This window comes from Streptomyces sp. PL-25, assembly GCF_058344915.1.
In genome coordinates, this window is record NZ_CP136997.1 from 1,949,732 (window position 1) to 1,974,959 (window position 25,228).

At 73.0% G+C, this 25,228-nt stretch carries 20 protein-coding genes and 2 pseudogenes; 15 read left to right on the forward strand and 7 right to left on the reverse strand.

Annotation, left to right across the window (positions count from 1 at the left end; genetic code table 11):
* The first annotated feature begins 8 nt into the window (after nucleotides 1–8).
* From R4Z62_RS08675 to R4Z62_RS08705, 7 genes are all read left to right on the forward strand, one after another.
* On the forward strand, nucleotides 9–1,301 hold the full coding sequence (locus R4Z62_RS08675; protein WP_064532728.1) for a sensor histidine kinase: 1,293 nt from the start codon (nucleotides 9–11) through the stop codon (nucleotides 1,299–1,301).
* Nucleotides 1,286–1,939, forward strand: coding sequence for a response regulator transcription factor (locus tag R4Z62_RS08680; protein ID WP_037893464.1), 654 nt, complete (start codon nucleotides 1,286–1,288; stop codon nucleotides 1,937–1,939). The genes R4Z62_RS08675 and R4Z62_RS08680 overlap by 16 nt, the downstream gene beginning before the upstream one ends.
* Before the next feature lie 59 nt (nucleotides 1,940–1,998).
* Nucleotides 1,999–2,499 carry a tetratricopeptide repeat protein gene (locus R4Z62_RS08685; RefSeq protein WP_173860817.1) on the forward strand — a complete coding sequence of 167 codons (501 nt, stop codon included), beginning with the start codon at nucleotides 1,999–2,001 and terminating at the stop codon, nucleotides 2,497–2,499.
* 46 nt (nucleotides 2,500–2,545) lie between these two features.
* The gene (locus tag R4Z62_RS08690; protein WP_491519469.1) at nucleotides 2,546–4,465 is read left to right on the forward strand and encodes a hypothetical protein; all 1,920 of its coding nucleotides are present in this window, start codon (nucleotides 2,546–2,548) and stop codon (nucleotides 4,463–4,465) included.
* Between the two features lie 100 nt (nucleotides 4,466–4,565).
* On the forward strand, nucleotides 4,566–5,453 hold the full coding sequence (locus R4Z62_RS08695) for a metal-dependent hydrolase (protein WP_064532731.1): 888 nt from the start codon (nucleotides 4,566–4,568) through the stop codon (nucleotides 5,451–5,453).
* Nucleotides 5,450–6,517, forward strand: coding sequence for a PDR/VanB family oxidoreductase (locus R4Z62_RS08700; RefSeq protein WP_491519470.1), 1,068 nt, complete (start codon nucleotides 5,450–5,452; stop codon nucleotides 6,515–6,517). Before R4Z62_RS08695 ends, R4Z62_RS08700 begins: the two co-directional genes overlap by 4 nt.
* A 105-nt stretch (nucleotides 6,518–6,622) precedes the next feature.
* Nucleotides 6,623–7,312 (forward strand): TetR/AcrR family transcriptional regulator, encoded by a 690-nt coding sequence (locus tag R4Z62_RS08705; protein WP_079158880.1) that lies wholly within the window; start codon nucleotides 6,623–6,625, stop codon nucleotides 7,310–7,312.
* 24 nt (nucleotides 7,313–7,336) lie between these two features.
* Here R4Z62_RS08705 and R4Z62_RS08710 read toward each other — a convergent pair.
* Nucleotides 7,337–7,564: pseudogene (locus R4Z62_RS08710) on the reverse strand (5-carboxymethyl-2-hydroxymuconate Delta-isomerase); the annotation flags it as partial.
* 405 nt (nucleotides 7,565–7,969) lie between these two features.
* On the opposite strand from R4Z62_RS08710, the gene R4Z62_RS08715 reads away from it, so the two are divergent.
* The 6 genes from R4Z62_RS08715 to R4Z62_RS08740 all read left to right on the forward strand — a co-directional run bounded on the left by R4Z62_RS08715 (nucleotide 7,970) and on the right by R4Z62_RS08740 (nucleotide 15,185).
* Nucleotides 7,970–9,259 (forward strand): extracellular solute-binding protein, encoded by a 1,290-nt coding sequence (locus tag R4Z62_RS08715; RefSeq protein ID WP_491519471.1) that lies wholly within the window; start codon nucleotides 7,970–7,972, stop codon nucleotides 9,257–9,259.
* Nucleotides 9,260–9,405: 146 nt separating this feature from the next.
* Nucleotides 9,406–10,404: a carbohydrate ABC transporter permease gene (locus R4Z62_RS08720; protein ID WP_079159248.1), complete on the forward strand. Its 999-nt coding sequence runs from the start codon at nucleotides 9,406–9,408 to the stop codon at nucleotides 10,402–10,404.
* A gap of 12 nt (nucleotides 10,405–10,416) precedes the next feature.
* Nucleotides 10,417–11,328 (forward strand): sugar ABC transporter permease, encoded by a 912-nt coding sequence (locus tag R4Z62_RS08725; protein ID WP_355477423.1) that lies wholly within the window; start codon nucleotides 10,417–10,419, stop codon nucleotides 11,326–11,328.
* A gap of 77 nt (nucleotides 11,329–11,405) precedes the next feature.
* Nucleotides 11,406–13,121 carry a glycoside hydrolase family 13 protein gene (locus tag R4Z62_RS08730; protein WP_491519472.1) on the forward strand — a complete coding sequence of 572 codons (1,716 nt, stop codon included), beginning with the start codon at nucleotides 11,406–11,408 and terminating at the stop codon, nucleotides 13,119–13,121.
* 25 nt (nucleotides 13,122–13,146) lie between these two features.
* On the forward strand, nucleotides 13,147–14,175 hold the full coding sequence (locus R4Z62_RS08735) for a LacI family DNA-binding transcriptional regulator (protein WP_064532740.1): 1,029 nt from the start codon (nucleotides 13,147–13,149) through the stop codon (nucleotides 14,173–14,175).
* 131 nt (nucleotides 14,176–14,306) lie between these two features.
* Nucleotides 14,307–15,185, forward strand: a complete 879-nt coding sequence (locus R4Z62_RS08740) for a phosphatase PAP2 family protein (protein WP_389595895.1) — start codon at nucleotides 14,307–14,309, stop codon at nucleotides 15,183–15,185.
* 16 nt (nucleotides 15,186–15,201) lie between these two features.
* Here R4Z62_RS08740 and R4Z62_RS08745 read toward each other — a convergent pair whose 3' ends face one another.
* From R4Z62_RS08745 to R4Z62_RS08755, 3 genes are all read right to left on the reverse strand, one after another.
* Nucleotides 15,202–18,198 (reverse strand): bifunctional [glutamine synthetase] adenylyltransferase/[glutamine synthetase]-adenylyl-L-tyrosine phosphorylase, encoded by a 2,997-nt coding sequence (locus R4Z62_RS08745; RefSeq protein WP_355477428.1) that lies wholly within the window; start codon nucleotides 18,196–18,198, stop codon nucleotides 15,202–15,204.
* A 167-nt stretch (nucleotides 18,199–18,365) separates the two neighbouring features.
* On the reverse strand, nucleotides 18,366–18,884 hold the full coding sequence (locus R4Z62_RS08750; protein ID WP_491519473.1) for a P-loop NTPase family protein: 519 nt from the start codon (nucleotides 18,882–18,884) through the stop codon (nucleotides 18,366–18,368).
* Nucleotides 18,885–18,961: 77 nt separating this feature from the next.
* Complete coding sequence (locus R4Z62_RS08755; RefSeq protein ID WP_491519474.1) at nucleotides 18,962–20,038, reverse strand: hypothetical protein; 1,077 nt, start codon at nucleotides 20,036–20,038, stop codon at nucleotides 18,962–18,964.
* A 246-nt stretch (nucleotides 20,039–20,284) separates the two neighbouring features.
* On the opposite strand from R4Z62_RS08755, the gene R4Z62_RS08760 reads away from it, so the two are divergent.
* Nucleotides 20,285–20,821 carry a hypothetical protein gene (locus tag R4Z62_RS08760; protein ID WP_491519475.1) on the forward strand — a complete coding sequence of 179 codons (537 nt, stop codon included), beginning with the start codon at nucleotides 20,285–20,287 and terminating at the stop codon, nucleotides 20,819–20,821.
* 17 nt (nucleotides 20,822–20,838) lie between these two features.
* On the opposite strand, the pseudogene R4Z62_RS08765 reads toward R4Z62_RS08760, so the two are convergent.
* Both R4Z62_RS08765 and glnA read right to left on the reverse strand, forming a co-directional pair.
* Nucleotides 20,839–21,381: pseudogene (locus R4Z62_RS08765) on the reverse strand (GntR family transcriptional regulator); the annotation flags it as partial.
* 84 nt (nucleotides 21,382–21,465) lie between these two features.
* Nucleotides 21,466–22,827, reverse strand: coding sequence for a type I glutamate--ammonia ligase (gene glnA / locus R4Z62_RS08770; protein WP_018570490.1), 1,362 nt, complete (start codon nucleotides 22,825–22,827; stop codon nucleotides 21,466–21,468).
* 430 nt (nucleotides 22,828–23,257) lie between these two features.
* On the opposite strand from glnA, the gene R4Z62_RS08775 reads away from it, so the two are divergent.
* Nucleotides 23,258–24,448: a globin domain-containing protein gene (locus tag R4Z62_RS08775; protein WP_491519476.1), complete on the forward strand. Its 1,191-nt coding sequence runs from the start codon at nucleotides 23,258–23,260 to the stop codon at nucleotides 24,446–24,448.
* 159 nt (nucleotides 24,449–24,607) lie between these two features.
* Here the strand turns inward: R4Z62_RS08775 and R4Z62_RS08780 are convergent, their stop codons facing one another.
* Entirely contained in the window at nucleotides 24,608–25,057 is a 450-nt protein-coding gene (locus tag R4Z62_RS08780) for an RrF2 family transcriptional regulator (RefSeq protein ID WP_355477440.1), read from the reverse strand.
* Between the last annotated feature and the right edge of the window lie 171 nt (nucleotides 25,058–25,228).

Genomic DNA, 25,228 nt, shown 5'->3' on the forward strand with positions numbered 1-25,228 from the left:
CTTGCCGCATGGACACGAAGAGCGGGCAGGGTACGGGGGACGGCCGGGGCGCGGCCGGGCGGGCACGGACGGTGGGGACGGCCGGGGCGCGGGGGCTGCTGCTCGCCGTGGTCTCGCTGACCGGATCGATCACGCTGTTCGTGCTCGCCGTGCTGTCGATCGCCTTCGTGCCGCTCGGCATCGGCTTCCTCACCACCCCGCTGGTGCTCGGCGGCGTCCGGGCGTTCACCGACTGGCGGCGGCTGGTGGCCGCCGAGTGGTGCGGGGTGCGGATCCCGGCGGTGTACCGGCCGCTGCCCGAGGGCGCCGGGCCCTTTCGGCGCACCCTCGTCCTGCTGGGCGACCCGGCGACCTGGCGCGGCCTCGGCTGGCTGCTGACCGACATGACGGCCGGGTTCGCCACCGCGCTGCTGCCCGCCGCGCTGCTGCTCTACCCGCTGGAGGGCATCGCGCTGGGCGCCGGGCTGTGGCGGGCGTTCACGGACGGCACGCACACCGGGTACTGGTACGCGTTCGTGCCCGTCTCCGGCCAGGCGACCGCGCTCGGCGCCGCCGCCCTCGGCGCGGCCCTGCTGGCGGTCGCCTGGCGCCTCACCCCGCTGCTGCTCAGGGGCCACTTCCTGCTCACCCGCTCCGTGCTCGGCGGCGGCAGCGGCGAACTGGCCGAGCGGGTGCGGGTGCTGACCGAGACCCGGCGCGACGCGGTCGACACCTCCGCCGCCGAACTGCGGCGCATCGAACGCGATCTGCACGACGGCGCGCAGGCCCGGCTGATCGCGATGGGCATGGACCTGGGCACCGTGGAGGCGCTCATCGACCGCAGCCCGGAGCAGGCCAAGGAGCTGCTGGCGCGGGCCCGGAAGAACTCCGCCGACGCCCTGGTCGAACTGCGCGACCTGGTGCGCGGCATCCACCCGCCGGTGCTGGCCGAACGCGGACTCGGCGACGCGGTACGGGCGTTGGCGCTGCGGATGCCGGTGGAGACCGAGGTGACCGTGGACCTGCCGGGCCGGGCCGAGGCGCCGGTGGAGTCGGCCGCGTACTTCGCGGTCAGCGAGGTGCTCACCAACGCCGTCAAGCACGCCGACGCCCACCGGGTCTGGATCGACCTGCACCACCGCGACGGTATGCTGCGCATCGCGATCACCGACAACGGCCGGGGCGGCGCGGTGATCGGGGCCGGATCGGGCCTGGCCGGGATCGAGCGGCGGCTGGGTACGTTCGACGGCGTCCTGGCCGTCAGCAGCCCCGTGGGCGGCCCCACCATGGTCACCATGGAGATTCCGTGCGTGTTGTCCTAGCCGAAGACCTCTTCCTGCTGCGGGACGGGCTGGTGCGGCTCCTCGAAGCCCATGACTTCGAGATCGCGGCGGCGGTCGGGTCCGGCCCCGAGCTGGCCCGTGCGCTGGCCGAGCTGGAGCCGGACGTCGCCGTCGTCGACGTACGCCTGCCGCCCACGCAGACCGACGAGGGGCTCCAGTGCGCGCTGCGGGCCCGGCAGGAGCGGCCCGGTCTGCCGGTGCTGGTCCTCTCCCAGCACGTGGAGCAGCTGTACGCGCGCGAGCTGCTGGCCGACGGCAACGGCGCGGTGGGCTATCTGCTCAAGGACCGGGTGTTCGACGCGGCGCAGTTCATCGACGCGGTGCACCGGGTCGCCGCGGGCGGCACGGCGATGGACCCGCAGGTCATCCAGCAGTTGCTGGCGCGGCGTTCTGGTCCGGACCGGCGGCTGTCCCGGCTGACGCCGCGTGAACTGGAGGTGCTGGAGCTGATGGCGCAGGGCCGGTCGAACACCGCCATCGCGCACCAGCTCGTGGTCACCGAGCGGGCCATCGCCAAGCACACCTCCAACATCTTCGCGAAGCTCGGCCTGGAGGTCTCGGACGACGACAACCGGCGGGTGCTGGCCGTCCTCGCCCATCTGGACCGCGACCGCTGAGCCCGCCCGGCGCGACGAGCGGCCCCGCCGCAGGCAAACGGGTGTGCGAGAGTGGCCCGATGGACCAGGACTGGGAAGAGCGCGTGACCGCCGCTTGGGCCCGCTTCGGGGACCTTCCCGAGAGCGCGGCGCCCGCGTTCCGGGCGGAGGTCGACGCGCTCGTCGCGGAGTTGCCCGAGGACAGCCCGCTCGGACCGTTCGAGCGGGCCTGCGCGTGGGACTCCACCGGGCACTCGGACCGGGCGGTGCCGCTGTACCGGGAGGCGCTGGCGCGCGGGCTCGACGGCTACCGGGGCCGCCGCGCGAAGATCCAGCTCTCCAGTTCGCTGCGGAACACCGGGCACCCGGAGGAGGGCGTCGAGCTGCTCACCCCCGAACTGGACGCTCCTTCCGACGAGTTGGACGACGCGGTACGCGCCTGCCTGGCGCTGTGCCTGTCGTCCCTCGGCCGGGACCGCGAGGGCCTGTCCCTGGTGCTGGGCGCCCTCGCCCCGCATCTGCCGCGCTATCAGCGCTCGATGGCCAACTACGCCCGCCTGCTGGTGGCTTCGGAGGACTGAGGCACGGGGGCGGTGACCAACCGCTCCTTTGCTCGTTCTGCTGGACGTGCAGTCACAGGACGTCGCCCCGCGCCACCCCCGTTCCGCCTCCCGTCCCGCCGCCGGTGTCGAGCAGGCCGAGGCCGCGCTCGTCGAGCACTATCCGCGGCTGGTCCGGATCGCCTATCTGGTGCTGCCGCCGGGGCTCGGCCGCAGCAGGCGCGTCCTGACCGCGCACTCGCTCACCCAGCGGGCGCTGCCCCGGGGCCGGTCGGCGGCGTCCGCGATCCCGGCGCAGTCGCACGGCGACGACGGCGACCCGGGCTACGCCTATCTGCGCCGCCAGGTGCTCCGTACGGCGCTGGAGGCGGGCCGGGCGGCCAAGCGCGGGCTGTGGCCGCGGCGCGCCGCGCTGCCGCCGCTGCTCCCGCAGGTGTGGGGGCTGCGGCTCTTCCCGCGCTCGGGCGGGGCCGACGAACTCGCCCTGGACCAGCGGCTGGCGTCCCTGCCCGCCCCGGCCCGCGCCGCCTATGTGCTGCGCGGTCTGGAACGGCTCCCGGACGCGGTCGTGCGCCAGGTGCTGGCGTCCGCGGGCGTGGCCGACCCGGGCGCCGCGCTGCGCCAGGCCGACCGGCTGCCCGCGCGGCACGCGCTGCTGGAGTCCCCCGAGTTCGACCCGTGCTCGCTCCAGGCGCGGCCCACCGATCTGCTGCGGCGCAGGCAGCACACCCGGGCGGCGCTGGCCGCAGCGGCGGCGCTCGCGGTGTGCGGCGCGCTGGTGGCGCTGCCCGGCGGCGGCTGGGGCCCGGACGGCGCCGCCGCGCCCGCCTACGCACAGAACCCGGCCGCCGAGGCGGCCCTCGACCCGGGCCGGCTCACCCGGGCCGCCCCGGCCGCCTGGCGGACCTCGGCGCGGCTGGACTTCTCGGTGTGGCCGGCCCGCGGCGACCTGACCGGAGACGCGTCCCTGCTGCGCCGGGCGCTGGCCGTGTGGGCGCGGCCCGGCGGCGCGGTCCGGGTCTCGGCGACGCCCGGCACCGCCTCGGGCGGCCCCGCCGGACCGCCGCAACTGCTCTACGCCGGGACCGTCGACGCCGCGCGCGTGGTGATCCTCTACGACGGGCTGCGCATCGTCCGCTACGCCGAACCGCAGGACTCCGCGGCCGGGGCGGCCCTCGACTTCGCCCGGGTGGACGGCGCGAGCGGCCCGGAGGCGTCGGCGGTGGTGCTGGACCGCTCCGACGGCAATGTGCGCTATCTGACGGCGCCCTGGGTCCGTACGGCGGCCCAGCGCGATCTGCTGAAGCCGACGTCCACCGCGCTGGACCTGGGTCTCTCGGACGGGGTGACCGGGCCGCTGGCCGGCACCGCGCGGCAGACCGGGGCGTGCACCTCCTGGCGGGTGCTGCGGCTGACCGGCGACGGCGGCAGCCAGTTGCTGAGCGATCTGGGCGAGCTGGTGCCCGCCCGGCTCACCACGGGGCGCCCGGCGGCCCCGCACGGCGCGGCGAGCGCGGCGGGGCTGCGCGCCTGGGCGCCGTTCGCCTGCTCGCTGGGCGCGGTGCGCGGGCAGGGCGTGCGGTCGGTCAACGCCTGGCGGTTCGCCGAGCAGCCGCTGCCCGGGGCGGGCGGCACGGCTACGTGGGTGTGCACCCGGACGGAGACCTGGCGCGGCGCCGGTCCGCGGGTGCTGGCCCAGGTCCGGGTGCCCGGCGGGACGTACGGGGCGGTCGCGGCCAGGGCCGAGGACGTACCGGCGTGCGGCGCCCGCGATCCGCACGTGCTGGCCGGGGTGCTGTGGAAATCGAAGGCGGGCACCTGGTACCTGCTCGCGGCCGGTGACGCGGACACGGCCTCGGTCACCGCGACCGGCGGAATCTCGGCGACCGCGACCGGTCCGCTGCTCGCGGCGCGGGCGAAGCAGGGCGCGCAGGCGCAGCTGAAGGGCACCCTGGAGGGCGGCGGCACGCTGGAGGCGCTGCACTAGGGCCTGTCGGGCCCGGCCGCCGCCCCGCTTACTGACATCAACGTCAACAAGGTGGCGCCAAGGGGTTCCCGGACGCCCTACCCGTCAGTACATTGACGCCATGTCTCACACGCAGGACCGGGTGCCGCTCAAGGCACGGAAGGTGTCCTTCTCCTGGGAGGGCACACCGCTGCACTGGGTGCCCGGGGACCCGTTCACCTCGCACACCATCAATGTGCTGCATCTGCTGCTGCCCGCCGGGGAGCGCTGGTTCGTGCACGTGTACAAGCAGGTGCTGCCCTACATCCGCGACGAGCGGCTGCGCGAGGACGTCCTCGGGTTCATCGGGCAGGAGGCGATGCACTCGCAGGCGCACGACGAGGTGCTGCCGCACCTGAGGGAGCTGGGGCTCGACCCGACCCCGTACACCGCGCAGGTGGACTGGCTGTTCGAGAAGCTGCTCGGGGACCGGACGCTGCCGCCCGGCGCGGCCCGCCGCTGGTGGCTGATGGAGCGGGTGGCGCTGATCGCGGCGATCGAGCACTACACCGCCTTCCTCGGGGACTGGGTCCTCAACGCGGGCGAACTCGACCGGCGCGGCGCCGATCCCACCATGCTGGACCTGCTGCGCTGGCACGGCGCCGAGGAGGTCGAGCACCGCTCGGTCGCCTTCGACCTGTTCCAGCACGTGGACGGCAACTACCGGCGCCGGGCCCGCACCTGGGCGACGGCCTTCACCGCGCTGGTCTTCCTGTGGCAGCGCGGGGCCCGGTTCTTCATGGAGAACGACCCGACACTGCTCGACGGCAGGGCCCGGCTGCGCGACTTCCACCGCGCCGGCCGCCGGGGCACCCTGCCCGCCACCGGCGCCATGCTGCGCTCCATACCCACCTACCTCGCCCGCGGCTACCACCCCTCCCAGGAGGGCTCGACCGAGCAGGCCGTCGCCTACCTCGCCACCTCCCCGGCGGCGCTCGCGGCCGAACAGGCCCAGAAGGAGACCGTGTGAGCCCGAAGCCGCCGAGGCTGCGGACGGTCCTGGCGGTCGCGGGCGCCGCCGTGCTGACGCGCCGCGCCCTGCGCCGCCGTATCCAGGCGTCCCCGCTGTGGCCGCTGCCCGCCCTGGACGAGCCGGTCTCGGGCCGGCCGCGCTCGCGGGCCCTGCGGCTGCGTGTCACCGCGCGCGAGCCGGTCGCCGAGGGCGTCGTACGGCTGCGCCTGGAGGGGCACGGCCTGCCCCGCTGGGAGCCCGGCGCCCACCTCGACCTGGTGCTGCCCTCCGGACTCGTACGGCAGTACTCGCTGTGCGGCGACCCGGCGGACGACTCGTCCTACACCGTGGCCACCCGGCTGATCGAGGACGGCCGGGGCGGCTCGCGCGAGGTGCACGAACAGCTCGCCGAGGGCGCCGAGGTGGAGGTGCGCGGCCCGCGCAACCGCTTCCCGCTCACCGAGGCGGACTCCTACGTCTTCGTCGCGGGCGGCATCGGCATCACCCCTCTGCTGCCCATGCTGCGGGCGCTCGGCGGGCACGCCCCCTGGCGGCTGCTGTACTGCGGGCGCAGCCGGGCCTCGATGCCGTTCCTGGCGGAGCTGGCCGCACTGGATCCGGACGGCACCCGGGTGACCGTGGCCGCCGGGGACGAGCACGGCCGCCCCGATCTGGACGCGCTGCTCACCGGCCTCGCCGCAGGCACCGCCGTCTACTGCTGCGGGCCTGAGGGCCTGATGGCGGCGGTGGCCGAGCGGCTGCCCGAGGGCACCGCACTGCACCTGGAGCGGTTCGCGCCACGCGCCGCGACGGGCGGGGACCACGCCTTCGAGGTGGAACTGCGGCGCAGCGGACGCACGGTGACCGTCCCCGCGGACACCTCCGTGCTGGCCGCCGTGCGCACCGCCCTGCCGGACACCGCGTACTCCTGCGAGCAGGGCTTCTGCGGGACCTGCGAGCAGCGGGTGCTGGAGGGCGAGGTCGACCACCGGGACGAACTGCTCACCGACGCCGAGCGGGGCGGCTCCCTGCTGATCTGCGTCTCCCGGGCGCGCGGCGAGCGCCTGGTGCTCGACATGTGAGGCACGGCCCGCTCCGGTGCGGACGGCGGACCGCGGGACGGACCGGACGAACACCGTGGCCGGTCCGGACCGTTCGCGGCCGGATCCGGTCGGTAGGGTGGGCACATGACCACCGGGGTGCGGCGCAGGATGGGAGTCGAGGAACGACGCGAGCAGTTGATCGGCGTCGCCCTCGAACTGTTCGGCGGGCGCTCCCCCGACGATGTCTCCATCGACGAGATAGCGTCGGCGGCGGGCATATCGCGCCCGCTGGTCTACCACTACTTCCCCGGCAAGGTCAGCCTGTACGAGGCGGCGCTCCGGCGGGCGGCGGACGATCTGGCCGACCGGTTCACCGAGCCGCGCGAAGGCCCGCTGGGGCTGCGGCTGCTGCGGGTGATGCGCCGCTTCTTCGACTTCGTGGACGCGCACGGGCCCGGCTTCTCGGCCCTGATGCGGGGCGGCCCGGCGGTCGGCTCGACCACGACCAACGCCCTCATCGACTCCGTCCGGCAGGTGGCCTACGACCAGTTGCTGTCGCATCTCGGCGTGCAGGACCCGCCCGCGCGCCTGGACCTGGTGGTGCGCTCCTGGATCTCCCTGGCCGAGTCGACGGCGCTGCTCTGGCTGGACGGCCGCCGGGTGCCGCGCGCCGAGCTGGAGGTCCAGCTCGTGCACGACTTCGCCGCGCTGCTGGCCGTCGCCGCCGCCCAGGACGAGGAGCTGACCGCGCTGCTGCGCGGCGTGTTCACGGCGGAGCCGGCCGACGGCCCCTTCGCGGACCTGCTCGGCCGGCTCCTCCGGCTCGCCTCCTAGGGTCTGCTCAAAGGACGCCGGTCCTCAGCTCTCCGTCTCGTACTTGCGGTAGGACGCGTCGAGGTCGCGGATCTCCGCCGAGGCGTGCAGGACCAGGCCCTCGACGGGCCGCACATGGGCGCGCAGCGCCTCCAGGACCGCTTCCGCCAGCCGTGCCTTGGTCTCCTCGGTGCGCCCGGCCAGCAGACCGACGCTGACGTGCACGATCGCGTGCCCCTCGGCGTCCGGCCCGACGACGGTGTCCTGGCTCCTGGTTCCGGCTGTGGCGACGGGGTCACCCTAGGGCCTGGACGGTGAACGTGCCGGTGGCCGCCGGGCGAGACCGTATCCCCGGTGAATCGCTTGCAGCAAGAGTCATGAAAACCATGGAAAGAACTTTCAGGATCGGCCCTCCGACGCCCCCTCACCCGCCCGGCGGAGCCGGCCCCCGCACTCCCCGCCGCACGGGCAGTACGTGTCCGTCGGCGATCTGACCCGACACCCTGCGGTAACGAAAATGTCACGCTTGCCGGACCGTGCGGAAATTTTCTTGCAACATCTTTCGCAAGGGATTGCAGCCTTGCTACGTTCCTCCCGCGCCCGGCGGCCGTCGATCGGGACAGACGGCACCCACGGTCCTCCCAAGGGATGATCCGGGCCCATATCTAGGGAGTTCATATGCGACGTGGCATATCGATCGCCGCCGCGGTCACCGTGGTCGCGCTGGCCGCCTCGGCCTGCGGCGGGTCGGACAGCGACTCGTCCGGCAAGCCGAAGGACCCCAAGGACGTCTCCGGGACGATCACGTACTGGGACACCTCGGACGCGGCGACCGAAGCCCCGACGTACAAGGCCCTGGTCAAGCAGTTCGAGGCCAAGTACCCGAAGATCAAGGTGAACTACCAGAGCGTCCCGTTCACCGACGTCGAGCAGAAGTTCAAGTCGGCCGCCAAGAGCGGCAAGGGCGCGCCCGACGTGGTCCGCACCGACGTGGGCCTGATGGCCGAGTACGCCTCGCTGGGCTACATCGCCCCGCTCGACGGCACCCCGGCCCTCAAGGACACCGCCGACTTCACCGCCACGCCGCTGAACACCGCCAAGTACGACGGCAAGACGTACGGCGTCCCCTCGGTCACCGACACCCTCGGCCTGCTCTACAACAAGAAGCTCCTCCAGCAAGCCGGCATCGCCAAGCCCCCGGCCACCTGGGACGAGTTCATCGCCGACGCCAAGGCCATCAAGCAGAAGACCGGGGCCTACGGCACCTACGTCAACCCGGACTCCTACTTCCTGCTCCCGCTGCTCTACAGCAACGGCGCGGACCTGGCCGACCCGTCCGCCAAGAAGATCACCATCAGCGACGCCGCCGCCGTCACCGCGCTCACCACCGCGAAGAAGATCAACGACGAGGCGTCGATGAAGGTCGACTTCGCGAACGCCTACCAGAACATGCAGACCGCCTTCAAGAACGGCAAGGTGGCCATGCTGATCCAGGGCCCCTGGTCGGTCGGCGACGACCTGACCGGCAGCGCGTTCAAGGGCGACGAGGCCAACCTCGGCTTCGCCGCCGTCCCGGCGGGCGCCGGCGGCAAGGCCCAGGCCCCGACCGGCGGCCACAACCTCGCGGTCTACCAGGGCTCGGGCAACCTGGACGCCAGCTATCTGTTCACGCAGTTCATGACGTCCACCGAGAGCCAGATCGCCATCGCCAAGGGCACCGGCACCCTGCCGACCCGCACCTCGGCGTACACCTCCGAGGTCACCGCCGACCCCAAGATCGCCGGCTTCAAGCCGCTCCTGGAGCGGACCGCCCGCCCGCGCGTGGCCCTGCCGCAGGTCGGTTCGCTGTTCACCCCGCTCCAGCAGAACTACGTGAAGGTCCTCCAGGGCGACCAGTCGGTCAAGGGCGGCCTCGACGCCACCGCGAAGGAGTTCCAGAAGCTCCTGCCCGGCTACTCCGTCGGCTGACCGCACCCGCCGCAACCGCCCCCGCCGTCGCCGCACGGCAGCCGAAGACACGCAGCCCCGGGGAACCGACTTCCCGCTGCCGCCCCGACCGGGGCTCCCCGGGGCCGCGGAACCACCCGACTTCGTCCGCGAGAGAGCCGATGACCATGACGACCGCAGCGAGCACCGGAGACGACCGCACCACAGCGGGCGGTGACCGGCCCCCGCGCCCCGCCCGCGCCTCGGCGCTGCGGCGGTCCTGGGACACGTACTGGTACGCCTGGGCGATGGTGACCCCGGTCGCCCTCGTGATCACCGTGCTGGTGCTGTACCCCCTGGGCTACGGCTTCTACCAGTCGCTGACGAACGCCAACGAGTCCAACGTCGCCAGCACCATCGGCGCCTTCCACCGGCCCGCCACCTACGACTTCGTCGGCCTCGACAACTACTGGCACGTCCTGTCCGGCGCGGACGGCGACTTCTACCCGCGCCTGGTGTGGACGGTCGTGTGGACCGTGTCCTGCGTGGTGCTCCAGGTCGGTCTGGGCATGGCGCTGGCGGTGCTGCTCAACCGCGAGATGCGGCTGCGCGGCTTCTACCGCGCCCTGCTGATCCTGCCGTGGGCCGTCCCCTCCTTCATCGGCGTCTTCGCCTGGCGGCTGATGCTCAACTCCCAGTACGGCGTCTTCAACGAGGTCATCACCGCCCTCGGCCTGCCGGCGCAGAACTGGCTGGGCACCCCGCTGGCCCAGAAGGCCGCCGTCATCATGGTCAACGTCTGGATCGGCATCCCGTTCAACATGGTCGCGCTGCTCGGCGGGCTCCAGTCCATACCCAAGGAGCTGTACGAGGCCGCCGAGATGGACGGCGCCTCCCCCTGGCAGCGCTTCGTGAACGTCACCCTGCCCGGCCTCAAGCCGGTGTCGAACACCGTGATCCTGCTGGGCTGCATCTGGACGTTCAACATGTTCAACGTCATCTACCTGCTGCTGGGCAACAACACCACCGGCGACACCGACATCCTCGTCACCTTCGCCTTCCACAAGGCCTTCAACGGGATCTCGGACTACGCGGGAGCGGCCACCTACGGGATCATCATCCTCGCTCTCCTGCTGGCCTTCTCGACCTTCTACCGCCGCAGCACCCTGAAGTCCGAGCAGGCGTAAGGAGCCCTCGCCATGACCGCAGCCACGCACGAGAGCGGCCCCGCCGCGCCCGCCGCCCCCGCCCGCCCCGCCGCCCCGCGCCCGCGCCGGGTGCGCGGCCGCCAGGAGCGCGCCCCCTGGGTCTCCGTCGTCCTGCACGCCACCCTGGTCCTCGCCACCGTGATCGCCGCGTTCCCCGTGGCGTGGATCCTGTTCATCTCGCTGGGCCCCAAGAACGCCTGGCAGGAGCCGGGCCAGGTGCTCAGCCATCTGAGCCTGCACAACTACAGCGACGTACTGGCCCATTCGGACCTGGCGACGTGGTTCCTGAACACCGTCGTCGTGGCGGGCGGCACCACCGTGCTCGGCGTCTTCCTCGCCTCGACCGCCGGGTACGCCGTGTCCCGGATGCGGTTCCCGGGCAGCCGCCAGCTGATGTGGACCTTCCTGGTCACCCAGATGTTCCCCAGTATCGTATTGATCGTGCCGCTCTATCTGCTGATGTCCGAGTTGCACCTGCTGGACAACTACCTCGGGCTGATCCTGGCGTACGCGACCACGGCGGTGCCGTTCTGCGCCTGGATGATGAAGGGCTACTTCGACACCATCCCCAAGGAGATAGACGAGGCGGGCCGGGTGGACGGGCTCACCCCGATCGGCACCTTCTGGCGGCTGATCCTGCCGCTGGCCAGGCCGGGCCTGGCGGTGACCGCGTTCTACAGCTTCCTCACCGCCTGGGGCGAGGTCGCCTACGCGACGCAGTTCATGCAGTCCGACCACTACACGCTCGCCGTCGGCATCCGCACCTTCGCGCAGGACCAGCGCCCCGACTGGGCGTGGACCTCCGCCACCGCGATCATCATCACCATCCCGGCGGCCCTCGTGTTCCTGCTCGTCCAGCGCAGCCTGGTGTCCGGTCTGACGGCCGGCGGCACCAAGTCCTGAGCGCGGCCCGGACGGCGGCCCCTCCCGCCGCCGCGCGCACGCGCCCTGTCGTTCCCCTCGCACCCCTAAGGGAATCCATGACCCAGCACGTCACCGACACCGCCCCCGCCGAAGCCCCCACCGCCGCCGCGCGCCGGGAGTGGTGGCGCGACGCGGTCATCTACCAGGTCTACCCGCGCAGTTTCGCCGACGGCGACGGCGACGGGATGGGCGACCTGCCCGGCATCCGGGCCCGGCTGCCCTACCTGCGCGATCTCGGTGTCGACGCCGTCTGGCTGTCCCCGTTCTACGCCTCCCCGCAGGCCGACGCGGGCTACGACGTCGCCGACTACCGGGCCATCGACCCGATGTTCGGCACCCTCACCGACGCCGACGACCTGGTCCGCGACGCCCACGCGCTGGGGCTGCGCGTCATCGTCGACGTCGTCCCCAACCACTGCTCCGACCAGCACGAGTGGTTCAGGCAGGCGCTGCGCGAGGGCCCCGGCTCCCCGCTGCGCGACCGCTTCCACTTCCGCCCCGGCAAGGGCGCGGGCGGCGAACTCCCGCCCAACGACTGGGAGTCCATCTTCGGCGGCCCGGCCTGGACCCGGGTGACCGAACCGGACGGCACCCCGGGCCAGTGGTACCTGCACCTCTTCGCGCCCGAGCAGCCCGACTTCAACTGGGAGCACCCGGCCGTCCACGACGAGTTCCGCTCCATCCTGCGGTTCTGGCTCGACCTCGGCGTCGACGGCTTCCGCATCGACGTCGCCCACGGCCTGGTCAAGGCCGCCGGACTGCCCGACATCGGCCACGACGAGCAGGTCAAGCTGCTGGGCACCCAGGCCGTGCCGTACTTCGACCAGGACGGCGTGCACGAGATCTACCGCAGCTGGCGGCGGATCCTGGAGGAGTACGCCGAAGACGAATCAGGGCCCGAAGGGCCTTCCTCAGAAGGGCGGTGGCGGGCGACGGGCGGGCGGATCGCGGTCGCCGAGGCGTGGACGCCGACCGTGGAGCGCAGCGCCCTGTACCTGCGCCCCGACGAGCTGCACCAGGCGTTCAACTTCTCGTATCTGACCACCGGTTGGGACGCCACCGAGCTGCGCGACGTCATCGACCGCTCGCTGCGCGCCATGAACGCCGTGCACGCGCCCGCCACCTGGGTGCTCTCCAACCACGACGTCGTACGCCACTCCACGCGGCTGGCGGCGGGCGACGGCGCCGACGGTCTGCGCCGGGCCCGCGCGGCGACCCTGCTGATGCTGGCGCTGCCCGGCTCGGCCTACCTCTACCAGGGCGAGGAACTGGGCCTGCCCGAGGTCGTCGACCTGCCCGACGAGGTGCGCCAGGACCCGGCGTTCTTCCGCAGCTCCGGCCAGGACGGCACCCGCGACGGCTGCCGGGTGCCGCTGCCGTGGTCCGGGCAGGAGCCGCCGTTCGGCTTCGGTCCCGTCGAGGGCGGCCCGAGCTGGCTGCCGCAGCCCGCCGAGTGGCGGGAGCTGACGGTCGAGGCGCAGCAGGGCGACCCGGACTCGACGCTGGAGTTCTACCGCAGCGCGCTCGCCGTGCGCCGCGAGCACCCGGCGCTCGGCGCCGGGACCCGGATCACCTGGCTGGACAGCCCCGAGGGAGTGCTCGCCTTCCGCCGCGACACCGGCGAGGGCTCCTTCGTCTGCACGGTCAACCTGACCGCCGCTCCCCTCGCCGTGCCCACCCCCGGCACCCTGCTGCTGGCCAGCTCAGACGTGGTCCCCGGCCCCGACTTGACGCAACTGCCCCGCGACTGCGCCGTCTGGTGGGCAGTCTGACATGCAACCGGTACAGTCCACTCCTGTGACCACACGGCTTGCCGACATCGCCGCGCAGGCGGGGGTGAGCGAAGCGACCGTCAGCCGCGTCCTGAACGGCAAGCCGGGCGTCGCCGCCACCACCCGCCAGTCCGTGCTGGCCGCGCTCGACGTCCTCGGCTACGAGCGTCCGGTGCGGCTGCGCCAGCGCAGCGAGGGTCTGGTGGGCCTGATCACCCCGGAGCTGGAGAACCCCATCTTCCCGGCGCTCGCCCAGGTGATCGGGCAGGCGCTGACCCGGCAGGGCTACACCCCGGTGCTCGCCACCCAGACCCCCGGCGGGTCCACCGAGGACGAGCTGACCGAGATGCTGGTGGACCGCGGGGTCGCGGGCATCATCTATGTCTCCGGACTGCACGCGGACACCACCGCCGACATGGAGCGCTACGAGCGGCTGCGCGCCCAGGGCGTGCCGTTCGTGCTGGTGGACGGCTTCTCCCCGAAGGTGCAGGCGCCGTTCATCTCCCCCGACGACCGCGCGGCCATGACGCTCGCGGTCACCCATCTCGTCTCGCTGGGCCATGTCCGCGTCGGCCTCGCCCTCGGGCCGAAGCGCTTCGTGCCGGTGCAGCGCAAGATAGAGGGCTTCGTCCGCGCCGTGCAGGACCAGCTGGGCCTGGCGCCCGACCTCATCGAGACGGAGCTGGTGCAGCACTCCCTGTACACCCTGGAGGGCGGCCAGGCCGCAGCGACGGCACTGATCGCCCGCGGCTGCACCGCGGTGGTGTGCGCCAGCGACATGATGGCGCTCGGCGCCATCCGCGCGGGCCGCCAGAACGGCCTGGCCGTCCCCCGGGACCTCTCCGTGGTCGGCTTCGACGACTCCCCGCTGATCGCCTTCACCGACCCGCCGCTGACCACGATCCGCAAGCCGGTCCCGGCGATGGGGCAGGCGGCGGTGCGCACCCTGCTGGAGGAGGTCGGCGGGACGCCCGCGCCGCACAGCGAGTTCGTGTTCATGCCCGAACTGGTGGTCCGCGGCTCGACGGCGTCGGCGCCCCGGACCCGGTTCTAGGGCCGCTCGTCCGGATCGTGCCGGGCCGCTCCCCCACCGGATCCGGACGGACGGCACGCGGACAACATGCGGGCGGGACCGGGCCGCGGGATGAGGGCCGCGGGGCGGCTTTTCTGGCAGACTCTGCGGCTATGGGTGATACGACCGTGCGCCGACCGGAAGATCCCGAAGAGGCCCGTCCGTACCCCGTCACGGACACCGGACGCCCCCGGCCCGCGAGACCGGCGCGCGTCCCGCGCCGGCCCCGCATCTGGTTCGAGATCCTGCTGATCGCGGTCAGTTACTGGACGTACTCGCTGATCCGCAACGCCGTCCCGGAGCAGAAGGCCGCCGCCCTGCGCAACGCCGCCTGGGTCTGGCGCACCGAGCACCATCTCGGCATCGCCGCCGAGCAGTGGGTCAACCACACGGTGAACACGGTGACTTGGCTGGTCGTCGGGATGAACTACTACTACGCGACCCTGCACTTCGTGATCACGGTAAGTGTCCTGGTGTGGCTCTACCGCACCCACCCCGGCCGGTACGCGGCGGCCCGGCTCGCCCTGTTCGCGACCACGGGCGTGGCCCTGCTCGGCTACTACCTGTATCCGCTGGCGCCGCCCCGGCTGATGTCCGGCGGCCGCTTCGTCGACACCGTCCAGGTCCACCACACCTGGGGTTCGATGGCCTCCGGAGACCTCAAGCACATGTCCAACCAGTACGCCGCGATGCCCTCCATGCACATCGGCTGGTCCCTGTGGTGCGGCCTGACCCTGCTGGCCCTGGCCACGGTCCCGTGGGTGCGGGTGCTGGCCGCGCTCTACCCGGTGGCCACCCTGGTCGTCATCGTCGCCACCGCCAACCACTTCTGGCTGGACGCGGTCGGCGGAGTGCTCTGCCTCGCCTTCGGCCTCACCGTCGCCCGCCTCTGGTACGGGGCCCTGCCGCACGCCCTGCCCAGGACGGCGCCCCGGCGGCCGGCGGGGGCGGGGGCAGGGGCAGGGGCGGGATCGCAGTCGTACGGGACTTGAGGTGCCGTAGCACGGCTCAGGTGCCGTAGAACAGGGTCTCCATCACGGTCCTGGCGCGGCGCGCGGTGCGCCGGTAGGCGTCGAGCATGTCGCCGACGTGACCGGGCCCGTACCCGAGGTAGCGCCCCACCGCGGCCAGCTCCCGCGGCTCGGTCGGGAAGGTGTCGCCGGCCCGGCCGCGCACCAGCATCACCGCGTTGCGCACCCGGGTGGCCAGCACCCATGCCTCGTCCAGGACGGCGGCGTCCTCCTCGGTGACCAGCCCGGCCGCCCGCGCCGCCGCGAGGGCCTGCCGGGTGCGGGTGGTGCGCAGTGCGGCCACCTCGGCGCCGTGCCGCATCTGGAGGAGCTGCACGGTCCACTCCACGTCGGAGAGGCCGCCGGGCCCGAGCTTGGTGTGCAGCTTGGGGTCGGCGCCCCGGGGCAGCCGCTCGGACTCCATCCGGGCCTTGAGCCGCCGGATCTCGCGCACCGCGTCCTCGCCGAGGCCGGCCGCCGGGTAGCGCAGCGGGTCGACCAGTTCCACGAACCGCCGCCCCAGTTCCTCGTCCCCGGCCACCGGTTCGGCCCGCAGCAGCGCCTGCGACTCCCACACCAGCGACCAGCGCCGGTAGTACGCCGCGTACGAGGTGAGGGTGCGCACCAGCGGACCCGACTTGCCCTCGGGGCGCAGATCGGCGTCGATGAGCAGCGGCGGGTCGGCGCTGGGGAGCTGGAGCAGCCGGCGCATCTCGGCGACGACCCGGTTGGCGGCGTCGGCGGCCTCCCGCTCGTCGGCGCCCTCGCGCGGCTCGTGCACGAACAGGACGTCGGCGTCGGAGCCGTAGCCCAGTTCGTGGCCGCCGAAGCGGCCCATGCCGATGACCGCGAACCGGGTGGGCAGGGTGTCGCCCCAGCCGCCGCGCACGACCGCCCGCAGGGTGCCCGCGAGGGTCGCGGCCGTCAGGTCGGAGACCGCGCCGCCGACCTGGTCGACCAGGGGTCCCTGGTCGGTCTCGGCGGGCTGGGCCTCGGTGCCGTAGGAGCCGACGATGTCGGCGGCGGCGGTGCGGAACAACTCCCGTCTGCGCACCCCGCGGGCGGCCGTGACGCCCTGCTCGGCGCTCTCGGCGCGGCCGACGGCGGCCAGGATCTCCTGCTCCAGCTGGGCCCGGCCGCGCGGTCCGAGTCCGCCGCCGCCGTCGCCGAGCAGCGCCACCGCCTCCGGTGCCCGCATCAGCAGGTCGGGGGCGAGCCGCCCGGCGGACAGGACCCGGGCGAGGTTCTCGGCGGCGGCGCCCTCGTCGCGCAGCAGCCGCAGGTACCAGGGGGTCTTGCCGAGCGCGTCGGAGACCTTGCGGAAGTTGAGCAGTCCGGCGTCCGGATCGGCGGAGTCGGCGAACCAGCCCAGCAGCACCGGCAGCAGGGTGCGCTGGATGGCGGCCTTGCGGGTGACGCCGGAGGCCAGGGCCTCCAGATGGCGCAGGGCGGCGGCCGGGTCGGCGTAGCCGAGCGCGACCAGCCGCTCGCGGGCCGCCTCGGTGCTCAGCCGGGCCTCGCCGGGGGCGAGCTGGGCGACCGCGTCGAGCAGCGGCCGGTAGAACAGCTTCTCGTGCAGCCGCCGTACGACGCCGGTGTGCCGCTTCCACTCGCGGGTCAGCTCGGCCACCGGGTCGGCGCGCAGCCCCAGGGAGCGGCCCAGCCGCCGCAGTCCGGCGTCGTCCTCGGGCAGCAGATGGGTGCGGCGCAGCCGGTAGAGCTGGATGCGGTGCTCCATGAAGCGCAGGAAGCGGTACGCCTCGTCGAGCCGTCCGGCGTCCGTGCGGCCGACGTAGCCGCCCGCGGCGAGGGCCTGGAGGGCGTCGAGCGTGGTGCCGCTGCGCAGCGAGGGGTCGGCGCGGCCGTGCACGAGCTGGAGCAGCTGCACGGCGAACTCGACGTCGCGCAGTCCGCCCGGTCCGAGCTTCAGTTCGCGCTCGACCTCGGCGACGGGGATGTTCGCCACCACGCGGCGGCGCATCTTCTGCACGTCGGCGACGAAGTTGTCCCGTTCGGCGGCCTGCCAGACCAGCGGGGAGAGCGCCTCGACGTAGGCGGCGCCCAGCCCGGCGTCCCCGGCGACCGGGCGGGCCTTCAGCAGCGCCTGGAACTCCCAGGTCTTGGCCCACCGCTGGTAGTAGGCGAGATGGCTGCTCAGGGTCCGCACCAGCGGTCCGTTGCGCCCCTCGGGCCGCAGATTGGCGTCGACCGGCCAGATGCTGCCCTCCACGGTCGTCTCGGAGCAGATGCGCATCATCCGCGCGGCGAGGCGGGTGGCGGCGCGCAGCGCCTCGGTCTCGTCGCCGTCCTCCTCGGCGCTCTCGCCGACGAAGATGACGTCGACGTCGGAGACGTAGTTCAGCTCGTGGCCGCCGCACTTGCCCATGGCGATGACGGCGAGCCGGCACCGCGCGGCGTCCTCGGGGGCCTCTTCACCGGCGATGCGCAGCGCGGCGCGCAGGGTGGCGGTGGCGAGGTCGGCCAGTTCGGCGGCGGTCTCGGCGATCCCGGTGGTGCCGCAGACGTCGCGGGCGGCGATGGACAGCAGGCAGCGGCGGTAGGCGACGCGCAGCGCGACGGGGTCGTCCGCCCCGGCGAGCCCCCGTTCGAACTCCTCCACGCCCGGGTGCAGGTCGCGCGGCTCGTAGGTGACGAGCGCCTGCCAGTCACCGGCGTGCCGCGCCAGGTGCTCGCCGAGCGCGGCGGACGCGCCGAGCACGCCGAGCAGCCGGTCGCGCAGCGGTTTGGCCGCTATCACCGTGTCCAGCAGTTCCCGCCGGGCGGCCGGCGAGGGCTGCGCCTCCAGCAGCCGGACCAGTCCGTCCAGCGCGAGATCCGGGTCGGCGGTGGCGCCCAGCGCCTCCAGCAGCACCGGGTCGTCGCGGACCCCGGCCAGCTCCGGGCCGTCCAGCCTCCGCTCGGCGGCCGAGGCATCGGTGAAGCCGTGCCGCAGCAGCCGTGTGAAGGTGCTGCTCCTGCGCCCCGGCGCCGTCATCCCGGTCTCCCGTCGGATCGAGGTGGTCCTGGCCAGAGCGTAGCGGCAGGCGGGGGTGTCGGCTGGGGGGTGTCGGCTGCGGGCGGGGCGGGCGGGCGCCGTGGCCGCGCCCTGCCCGACGGTCAGAGGCCGTGGGGCGGGATCCGGAAGCAGGGGCAGGCCGTCGCTCAGAGGCCGTCCAGCCAGGCCGCCGTGTCGGCGGGGTGCCCGAAGCGGTGGACGGTGAGCGGGCCGAAGCGGGGGTCGCGCGTACGGCGTGCCAGCTCGCGGCGGCGGGGCCCGTGCTGCGCCCAGGACCACCACACGGGGTGCTCCCGGCTCAGCCACCCCCGCCAGGTCTCCCGGTTCCCGCCGAACAGCGCCTCGCGGGTGACCGTGCGGCGCAGGGAGCGGCGCAGCACGCGGGGCATGACGACGTGCCGGGGGTAGTCCAGCCAGAGCACGGTGTCGGCCCGCTCCCACAGCAGGTCACGGACCTCCGGGTAGCCGAGGGAGTCGATGATCCAGCGGGACGCGTCGGCGATCCTGCCCACGTCCTCGGCCAGCCGTCCGTTCACGGCCCAGCCGGGACCGGCGAAGTACAGCGCGTCCATCTCGTGGTACGGCACCCCCAGGCGGGCGCCGACCGACCGGGCGAGCGTCGACTTGCCCGCACCGGTGACACCCACGACCAGGATCCGCTGCACGGCGGCACCCTATCCGCGCGGCGGCGGGGCCGGGAAGGCGACCTCCGCTCCGGAGGTCTCCGGGTCGGCGACGGCGGTCACGGGATCTGACCTGCGTCGGCCTTCGCCATGCGGTCGGCAAGGATCGTGGACAGTTGCTGGAGGCGTCCGACGCGCTCCGGGGTCCCGTCGTCCAACTGCTGTGCCATACCGATGAAGGCCCCGTGGCGGAACACCGAAGCGCGGTTGTACATCGACGCCGTGGGCCCGCTGTCCGACGAGAAGCCCTGGCTCTCCTCGCCGTAGTCGCTCAGACCAGCGATTTCGTGCTCAAAAGCGAGACCCTTCTCGATGCCGCCGTCCACGAGATCCACGTACGCGAGATGAGCGGTCATGGCGTCAGGGAACGCCACGACGAGAAATTCGGCATAATTGCCTGGATTGCTGTCTTTCGTCACCTTCGGGCCGTACTTCACACGGCCGAAAGCGGAGGCGTTCTTCTGGCACTCGGGTGCGGCACGGCAGAGGAACAGTCCGGCCGCGGACGTGGCGATGTGTGGAGTTTCGGCCTGCGGAAAGGCACGGCTGTCCACGGATTTCCGGTCGGGGAGGATCCGGCGGACCGTCGCCGTGGTCGGCGGCAGAGCGGCACCCGCCGCGCGGGACACGGAAGGCGTGCTGCTCGGTGGTGCGTCGCCGTCCTGCGGGAGCTGCGCGCCGCCGAGCCGGACACCTCCGTACACGGCGAGCGCCAGGATGAGGACGGCCAGGGTGAGAACCGCGAGCGTTCGGGCGTCGCCGTTGCGGATGTTGTTGATGATCTGGTCGCGGCCTGCGAAGTTGCCCCGGACCTTGTTCCCTGTTCCCTGGACGGTGATGCCGCCGCCGGAAGCGACGTTGGCGGGCTGAGCCGGGGCGGGCGCCTCTTCCGGGGCGGGCATGGCGCTGGTGAGCCGGACGACGAAGGGCTGGTCGGCGGCCATCACGGCCACCAGGGCGCTGTGGAGGACGGCCTGGGCCGCAGGCTCCTGCGGTGCCGCGTCGAACGTGGCCACGGCGGCGTTCTGCCCGGCGCCCGCGAGCCGGGTGCGCACCAGATCGCCGACCAGCGAGGCGGCGGTGCTGCCGACGCCGGTGGCAGCCGCTGTCGCTGCTGTCGCCATCAGCTGAACCACGGCCGAGGCAAGTCCGTCAGACGCGCTCATCGAAATACCCCCCGAGACAGCACCAGTCACGCCCATGCTTCCAGGCGGACCTGCAACTCAAGCCGGCAGAAGCCCAATCGCAACGTTCCGTGCTCGCGGTCCGCTGCGAGGCGGCCGTCCATGCCGCGGCGGTCCATCAGTGGCTGCGATCCGCCCACCGGTCACGGTCGTGCGCTGCCGGTCACCGATTCGACCAGCGCATGGGAGGACGCACCTGTGGCCGCCGGGTACCCCTGTGCGGACAGCGAGGACAGCGAGGACAGCGACTTGAACGGCACGGGCGACATCTCCGTCGCCGTGCTGGACGAAGGCGGCTGCGAGAACGTCCGGCGCGACACCACCCGCCGCGCACACGACGTCACCACCGAGACCGGCATCAACCAGATCGCGGACGACCTCGCCGCACGGCCGCCCGCGCTGCCGGAATCACCGACCAGTCCCGGCCTTGCCCTGCTGGTAGGGCGCAGCGATGCTGGACCGATGCCGGGGCAGCGCAGCAGAAGACGCCGGTCGCAGGACGAGGCGCGGCGGGCGGCTGCCCGGTTCGCGCCCGAGGCGGGCCGTTGGGAAGTGCTCTTCGAGACGCAGGACGAGTCGGAGTGGCACACCGGCCTGCGCCGCCTGCGGGCGTCGGACCCGCGGATCGACTGGACGGCGGTGCGGATGGACCGGTTCTGCGGGCGCCTGACCCAGCCCACCACGTTCCGGCTGAGCCTCTTCGTACCGAAGGGCACGCCGCCGACCCGTTCCTGAAGGCGTCGCCGTACGGATCAACGGCCCGCGTCGAAGTCGTACTCCAGGACGTACGAGGCGGCGTCGAGGGTCATCTCATTGACCTCGACGGCGTGGCCCTCGGCCGCGTAGGCGGTCCGGCAGACGAGGATGACCGGAGTCCCCGCGGACACGCGCAGCTCGGCCGCCTCGTCCTTCGAGGGCATACGGGAGCGGATCTCCTCACGGAAGTGCACCGGCTCGTGGCCCAGTTCGGCGAGCCTGGCGTAGGTCCCGCCCGGCCCGGTGTCCTCCCGCGTGATCGCGGACCCGGCCACCAGGGACATGGCCAGATAGATCGTCGCGAGCAGCACCGGCTTGCCGTCCAGCACGAACCGCCGACGCCGTACGCAGACCGCCGCGTCGTCGGTGAGAGCCAGCACCACGCCGACCCGCTCGGGCACCCTCTCCTCCGACACACTGATCCGGTCGACCTCAAGCACCCGCTCCCCGACGTCCGCCGCCCAGACGGACCGGCCGCTGCCCCACTGGTCGCGGGACAGGCGGTCGATGCCGCGGCGGCGGAGGGGGCGGAGAGGCCGGTGCTCGGGCCCACGGTCGTCGTCGGTCACAGTCATCCCGGCAACCTCCTCGCTTCTCCGCCGACCCCGTCTTCCGGCCCGCCCCTACAGCACCGGCAGATGCTTCCGCAGCTCGTACGCCGTGACCTCGCTCCTGTACTCCTCCCACTCCTGCTTCTTGTTGCGGAGGAAGAAGTCGAAGACGTGTTCGCCGAGGGTTTCGGCGACGAGGTCGCTGTTCTCCATGAGGGTGAGGGCCTCGCCGAGGTTCTGGGGGAGGGGTTCGATGCCCATGGCGCGGCGTTCGGCGTTGGAGAGGGCCCAGACGTCGTCCTCGGCGCCGGGGGGGAGTTCGTAGCCCTCCTCGATGCCCTTGAGGCCGGCGGCCAGGAGGACGGCGTAGGTGAGGTACGGGTTCGCGCCGGAGTCGATGGAGCGGACCTCCACGCGGGCGGAGCCGGTCTTGCCGGGCTTGTACATGGGGACGCGGACCAGGGCGCTGCGGTTGTTGTGGCCCCAGCAGATGTAGGAGGGGGCCTCGCCGCCGGCGCCCGCGGTGCGCTCGGAGCCGCCCCAGATGCGCTTGTAGGAGTTGACCCACTGGTTGGTGACCGCGCTGATCTCCGCCGCGTGCCGCAGCAGGCCCGCGATGAAGGAACGGCCGACCTTGGAGAGCTGGTACTCGGCGCCGGACTCGTAGAACGCGTTCCGGTCGCCCTCGAAGAGGGAGAGGTGCGAGTGCATGCCGGAGCCGGGGTACTCCGAGAACGGCTTGGGCATGAAGGTGGCCTGGAGGCCCTGCTCCAGCGCGACCTGCTTCATGACCAGGCGGAACGTCATGATGTTGTCGGCGGTGGAGAGCGCGTCGGCGTAGCGCAGGTCGATCTCCTGCTGGCCGGGGGCGCCCTCGTGGTGGGAGAACTCCACCGAGATGCCCATCGACTCCAGCATGGTGATCGCCTGGCGGCGGAAGTCCATGCCGATGGCCTGCGGGGTGTGGTCGAAGTACCCGGAATTGTCGGCGGGGGTGGGGCGGGAGCCGTCCAGCGGGCGGTTCTTCAGCAGGAAGAACTCGATCTCCGGGTGGGTGTAGAAGGTGAAGCCCAGGTCGGAGGTGCGGGCGAGGGCCCGCTTGAGGACGTAGCGGGGGTCGGCGAAGGACGGGGAGCCGTCCGGCATCAGGATGTCGCAGAACATCCGGGCCGTCCCCGGGCCCTCCGCGCGCCAGGGCAGGATCTGGAACGTGGACGGATCGGGCTTGGCGATCATGTCCGACTCGTAGACCCGGGCGAAGCCCTCGATGGCGGAGCCGTCGAAGCCGATGCCCTCGTCGAACGCCTGCTCAAGCTCGGCGGGGGCCACGGCCACGGACTTGAGGAAGCCCAGCACGTCGGTGAACCACAGGCGCACGAACCGGATGTCGCGCTCCTCCAACGTCCGGAGTACGAACTCCTGCTGCTTGTCCATCTTCCGCTTCCCCATCCTTGCTGGTCAGGCCGCCTGTGTCCGTACGTAGGCACGAGAGGCGGTCGGGCACGCGAGCATCACACCACATCACCGTTTCACATGCGTTGCGGACCGTCGTTCCCACGCGTCACGGGCCTCGGGGCGGGGCCGTCCCGGGTCCGGCCAGGTCCAGGTGCGCAGGGTCCGAGCGCCGGGTCGGCGGGTGTGCCGCTCCGCTGCCCATCTTGCCTCCTGTACGGCTCCCCCGTAATGGCCGAAAGCCCTTCCGGCGTGAGCGACACCACTCCCTCTTAATTTGCATCTCAGATGCAAGTTTTCATACCGTCGAGGCAGTCGAGCGATCGAACTTGCGAGCGATCCGAGCAGTCCGAGTGATCCGAGCAGTCCGAGCGGTCCGGTCGATCCTTCGTCGAGCCTTCGAGGAGACACGATGCTGTCCGAGCAGTCAGCAGCCACCGTCCGCGCCACCCTCCCCGCCGTGGGCGCGGCCATCGGCGAGATCACCGAGCGCTTCTACGCCCGGCTGTTCGACGCCCACCCGGAACTGCTGCGCGACCTGTTCAACCGCGGCAACCAGGCGTCCGGCGCGCAGAAGCAGGCACTCGCCGGCTCCATCGCCGCCTTCGCCACCCACCTGGTGGACCACCCGGACCAGCGCCCCGACCTGATGCTGCACCGCATCGCCCACAAGCACGCCTCGCTGGGCATCACCCCCGAGCAGTACCCGATCGTCCACGAGCACCTGTTCGCCGCCATCGCCGAGATCCTCGGCGAGGCCGTCACCCCCGAGGTCGCCGCCGCCTGGACCGAGGTCTACTGGCTGATGGCGAACGCCCTCATGGCCATCGAGAAGCGGCTGTACGAGCAGAGCGAGCAGACCGGCTGGCGCGACTGGACGGTCGTCGGGCGCGTCGAGGAGACCGCCGACGTCGTCACCTTCCGGCTGCGCCCCGCCGACGCCGGCCCGGTGCCCGGCTACCGGGCCGGCCAGTACGTCTCGGTCGCCGTCCGCCTCGCGGACGGCGCCCGGCAGATCCGCCAGTACAGCCTGACCGCGGCCCCCGGGTCGCCGGAGCGGCAGTTCGCCGTCAAGCGGGTGAGCGGCGGCGCCGCGACCCCCGACGGCGAGGTCTCCCACCACCTGCACGCGCACGTCCGCGAGGGTGACGTCCTCCAGCTGTCCGCCCCCTACGGCGACCTGGTCGTCGAGGACACCGGCGCGCCGCTGCTGCTCGCCTCCGCGGGCATCGGCGTCACCCCGGTGATCGCCATGCTGGAGCAGCTCGCGCTCGACGGCCACGCCGCCCCCGTGACCGTGGTGCACGCCGACCGCTCCCCCGCCGCGCACGCGCTGCGCGCCGACCACGAGGCGTACGCGGCCAAGCTGGCGGACGGGCGGACGGTCTTCTTCTACGAGGAGGGTGCCGAGGGCGCCGCGCGGTCCGGTCTGGCCGACCTCACCGGCGTCGACGTCCCGGCCGGTACGCGCGCCTACCTGTGCGGGCCGCTGCCGTTCATGCGGGCGGTGCGCGAGCAGCTCCTCGCCCGGGGCGTGGCCCCGGCCGACATCCACTACGAGGTCTTCGGGCCCGACCTGTGGCTGGCCGAGGACGCGGCCTGAGCGACGTGGTTCCTGGGCCCGGCCCGGTGTGAGAGGCGCCGGCCGGAGGCGGTTCCCCCGACCGTCTCCGGCCGGTTCCCGCGTTCCGGCGCCCGTCCGCGAAGGGTCCGCGGTTCCCGTACGGTCCACAGTCCCTGTACGGTCGCGGTCCCCGTACGGTCAGGTGCCGTCCGGCCGCCGCGCGGTCGGCAGGCCCAGCAGCAGCGGGCCCGTCGGGGAGGCGACCATGTCGGCGACGGTGAGCGGGTCGAGTGCGGCGTAGAACGCCTCCTGGGCCCGGCGCAGGGCGCCGCGCAGGCGGCAGCCGGAGTTCAGCGGGCAGGGGTTCGCGCCCTCGCAGTCGGCGACGTCGCCCTCGCCCTCCAGGGCGCGCACGATCGCGCCGACCGACGCGCCGCGGCCCGCCTCGGTGAGGGTCAGGCCGCCGCCCCGGCCGCGGCGGGCGGCGAGCAGGCCCCGGTGCTGGAGTTCGGCGACGACCTTCGCGGCGTGCGTGTACGGCACGCCCATGTCCGCCGCGACCTCCCTGGTCGTGGGGCTCGACCCGCCCGCGACGGCGAGCCTCATCAGGACGCGCAGCGCCATGTCGGTGGAGCGCAGCAGCCGCATGCCGCCAGCCTAAATAATGCGCATCTGCCATTCAACTTATCCGCACAGCCGCACAGCCGTATTCCCATACCCGCGTCTGGCGCTTCCCGCTCTCCCCTCCGCACGCCCTCCCCCACTACGATCAGCGCGCACTCGCACCGCGCCCCACCCGCCGGGCCCCGCCGCCCGGCC

What these genes read in the sequence shown, in the direction of transcription:
- R4Z62_RS08675 (WP_064532728.1), top strand. Translation starts at nt 9, where the DNA reads ATGGACACGAAGAGCGGGCAGGGTACGGGGGACGGCCGGGGCGCGGCC.
- R4Z62_RS08685 (WP_173860817.1), top strand. Translation starts at nt 1,999, where the DNA reads ATGGACCAGGACTGGGAAGAGCGCGTGACCGCCGCTTGGGCCCGCTTC.
- R4Z62_RS08695 (WP_064532731.1), top strand. Translation starts at nt 4,566, where the DNA reads ATGTCTCACACGCAGGACCGGGTGCCGCTCAAGGCACGGAAGGTGTCC.
- R4Z62_RS08705 (WP_079158880.1), top strand. Translation starts at nt 6,623, where the DNA reads ATGACCACCGGGGTGCGGCGCAGGATGGGAGTCGAGGAACGACGCGAG.
- R4Z62_RS08715 (WP_491519471.1), top strand. Translation starts at nt 7,970, where the DNA reads ATGCGACGTGGCATATCGATCGCCGCCGCGGTCACCGTGGTCGCGCTG.
- R4Z62_RS08720 (WP_079159248.1), top strand. Translation starts at nt 9,406, where the DNA reads ATGACGACCGCAGCGAGCACCGGAGACGACCGCACCACAGCGGGCGGT.
- R4Z62_RS08725 (WP_355477423.1), top strand. Translation starts at nt 10,417, where the DNA reads ATGACCGCAGCCACGCACGAGAGCGGCCCCGCCGCGCCCGCCGCCCCC.
- R4Z62_RS08730 (WP_491519472.1), top strand. Translation starts at nt 11,406, where the DNA reads ATGACCCAGCACGTCACCGACACCGCCCCCGCCGAAGCCCCCACCGCC.
- R4Z62_RS08740 (WP_389595895.1), top strand. Translation starts at nt 14,307, where the DNA reads ATGGGTGATACGACCGTGCGCCGACCGGAAGATCCCGAAGAGGCCCGT.
- R4Z62_RS08745 (WP_355477428.1), bottom strand. Translation starts at nt 18,198, where the DNA reads ATGACGGCGCCGGGGCGCAGGAGCAGCACCTTCACACGGCTGCTGCGG.
- glnA (WP_018570490.1), bottom strand. Translation starts at nt 22,827, where the DNA reads ATGGACAAGCAGCAGGAGTTCGTACTCCGGACGTTGGAGGAGCGCGAC.
- R4Z62_RS08775 (WP_491519476.1), top strand. Translation starts at nt 23,258, where the DNA reads ATGCTGTCCGAGCAGTCAGCAGCCACCGTCCGCGCCACCCTCCCCGCC.
- R4Z62_RS08780 (WP_355477440.1), bottom strand. Translation starts at nt 25,057, where the DNA reads ATGCGGCTGCTGCGCTCCACCGACATGGCGCTGCGCGTCCTGATGAGG.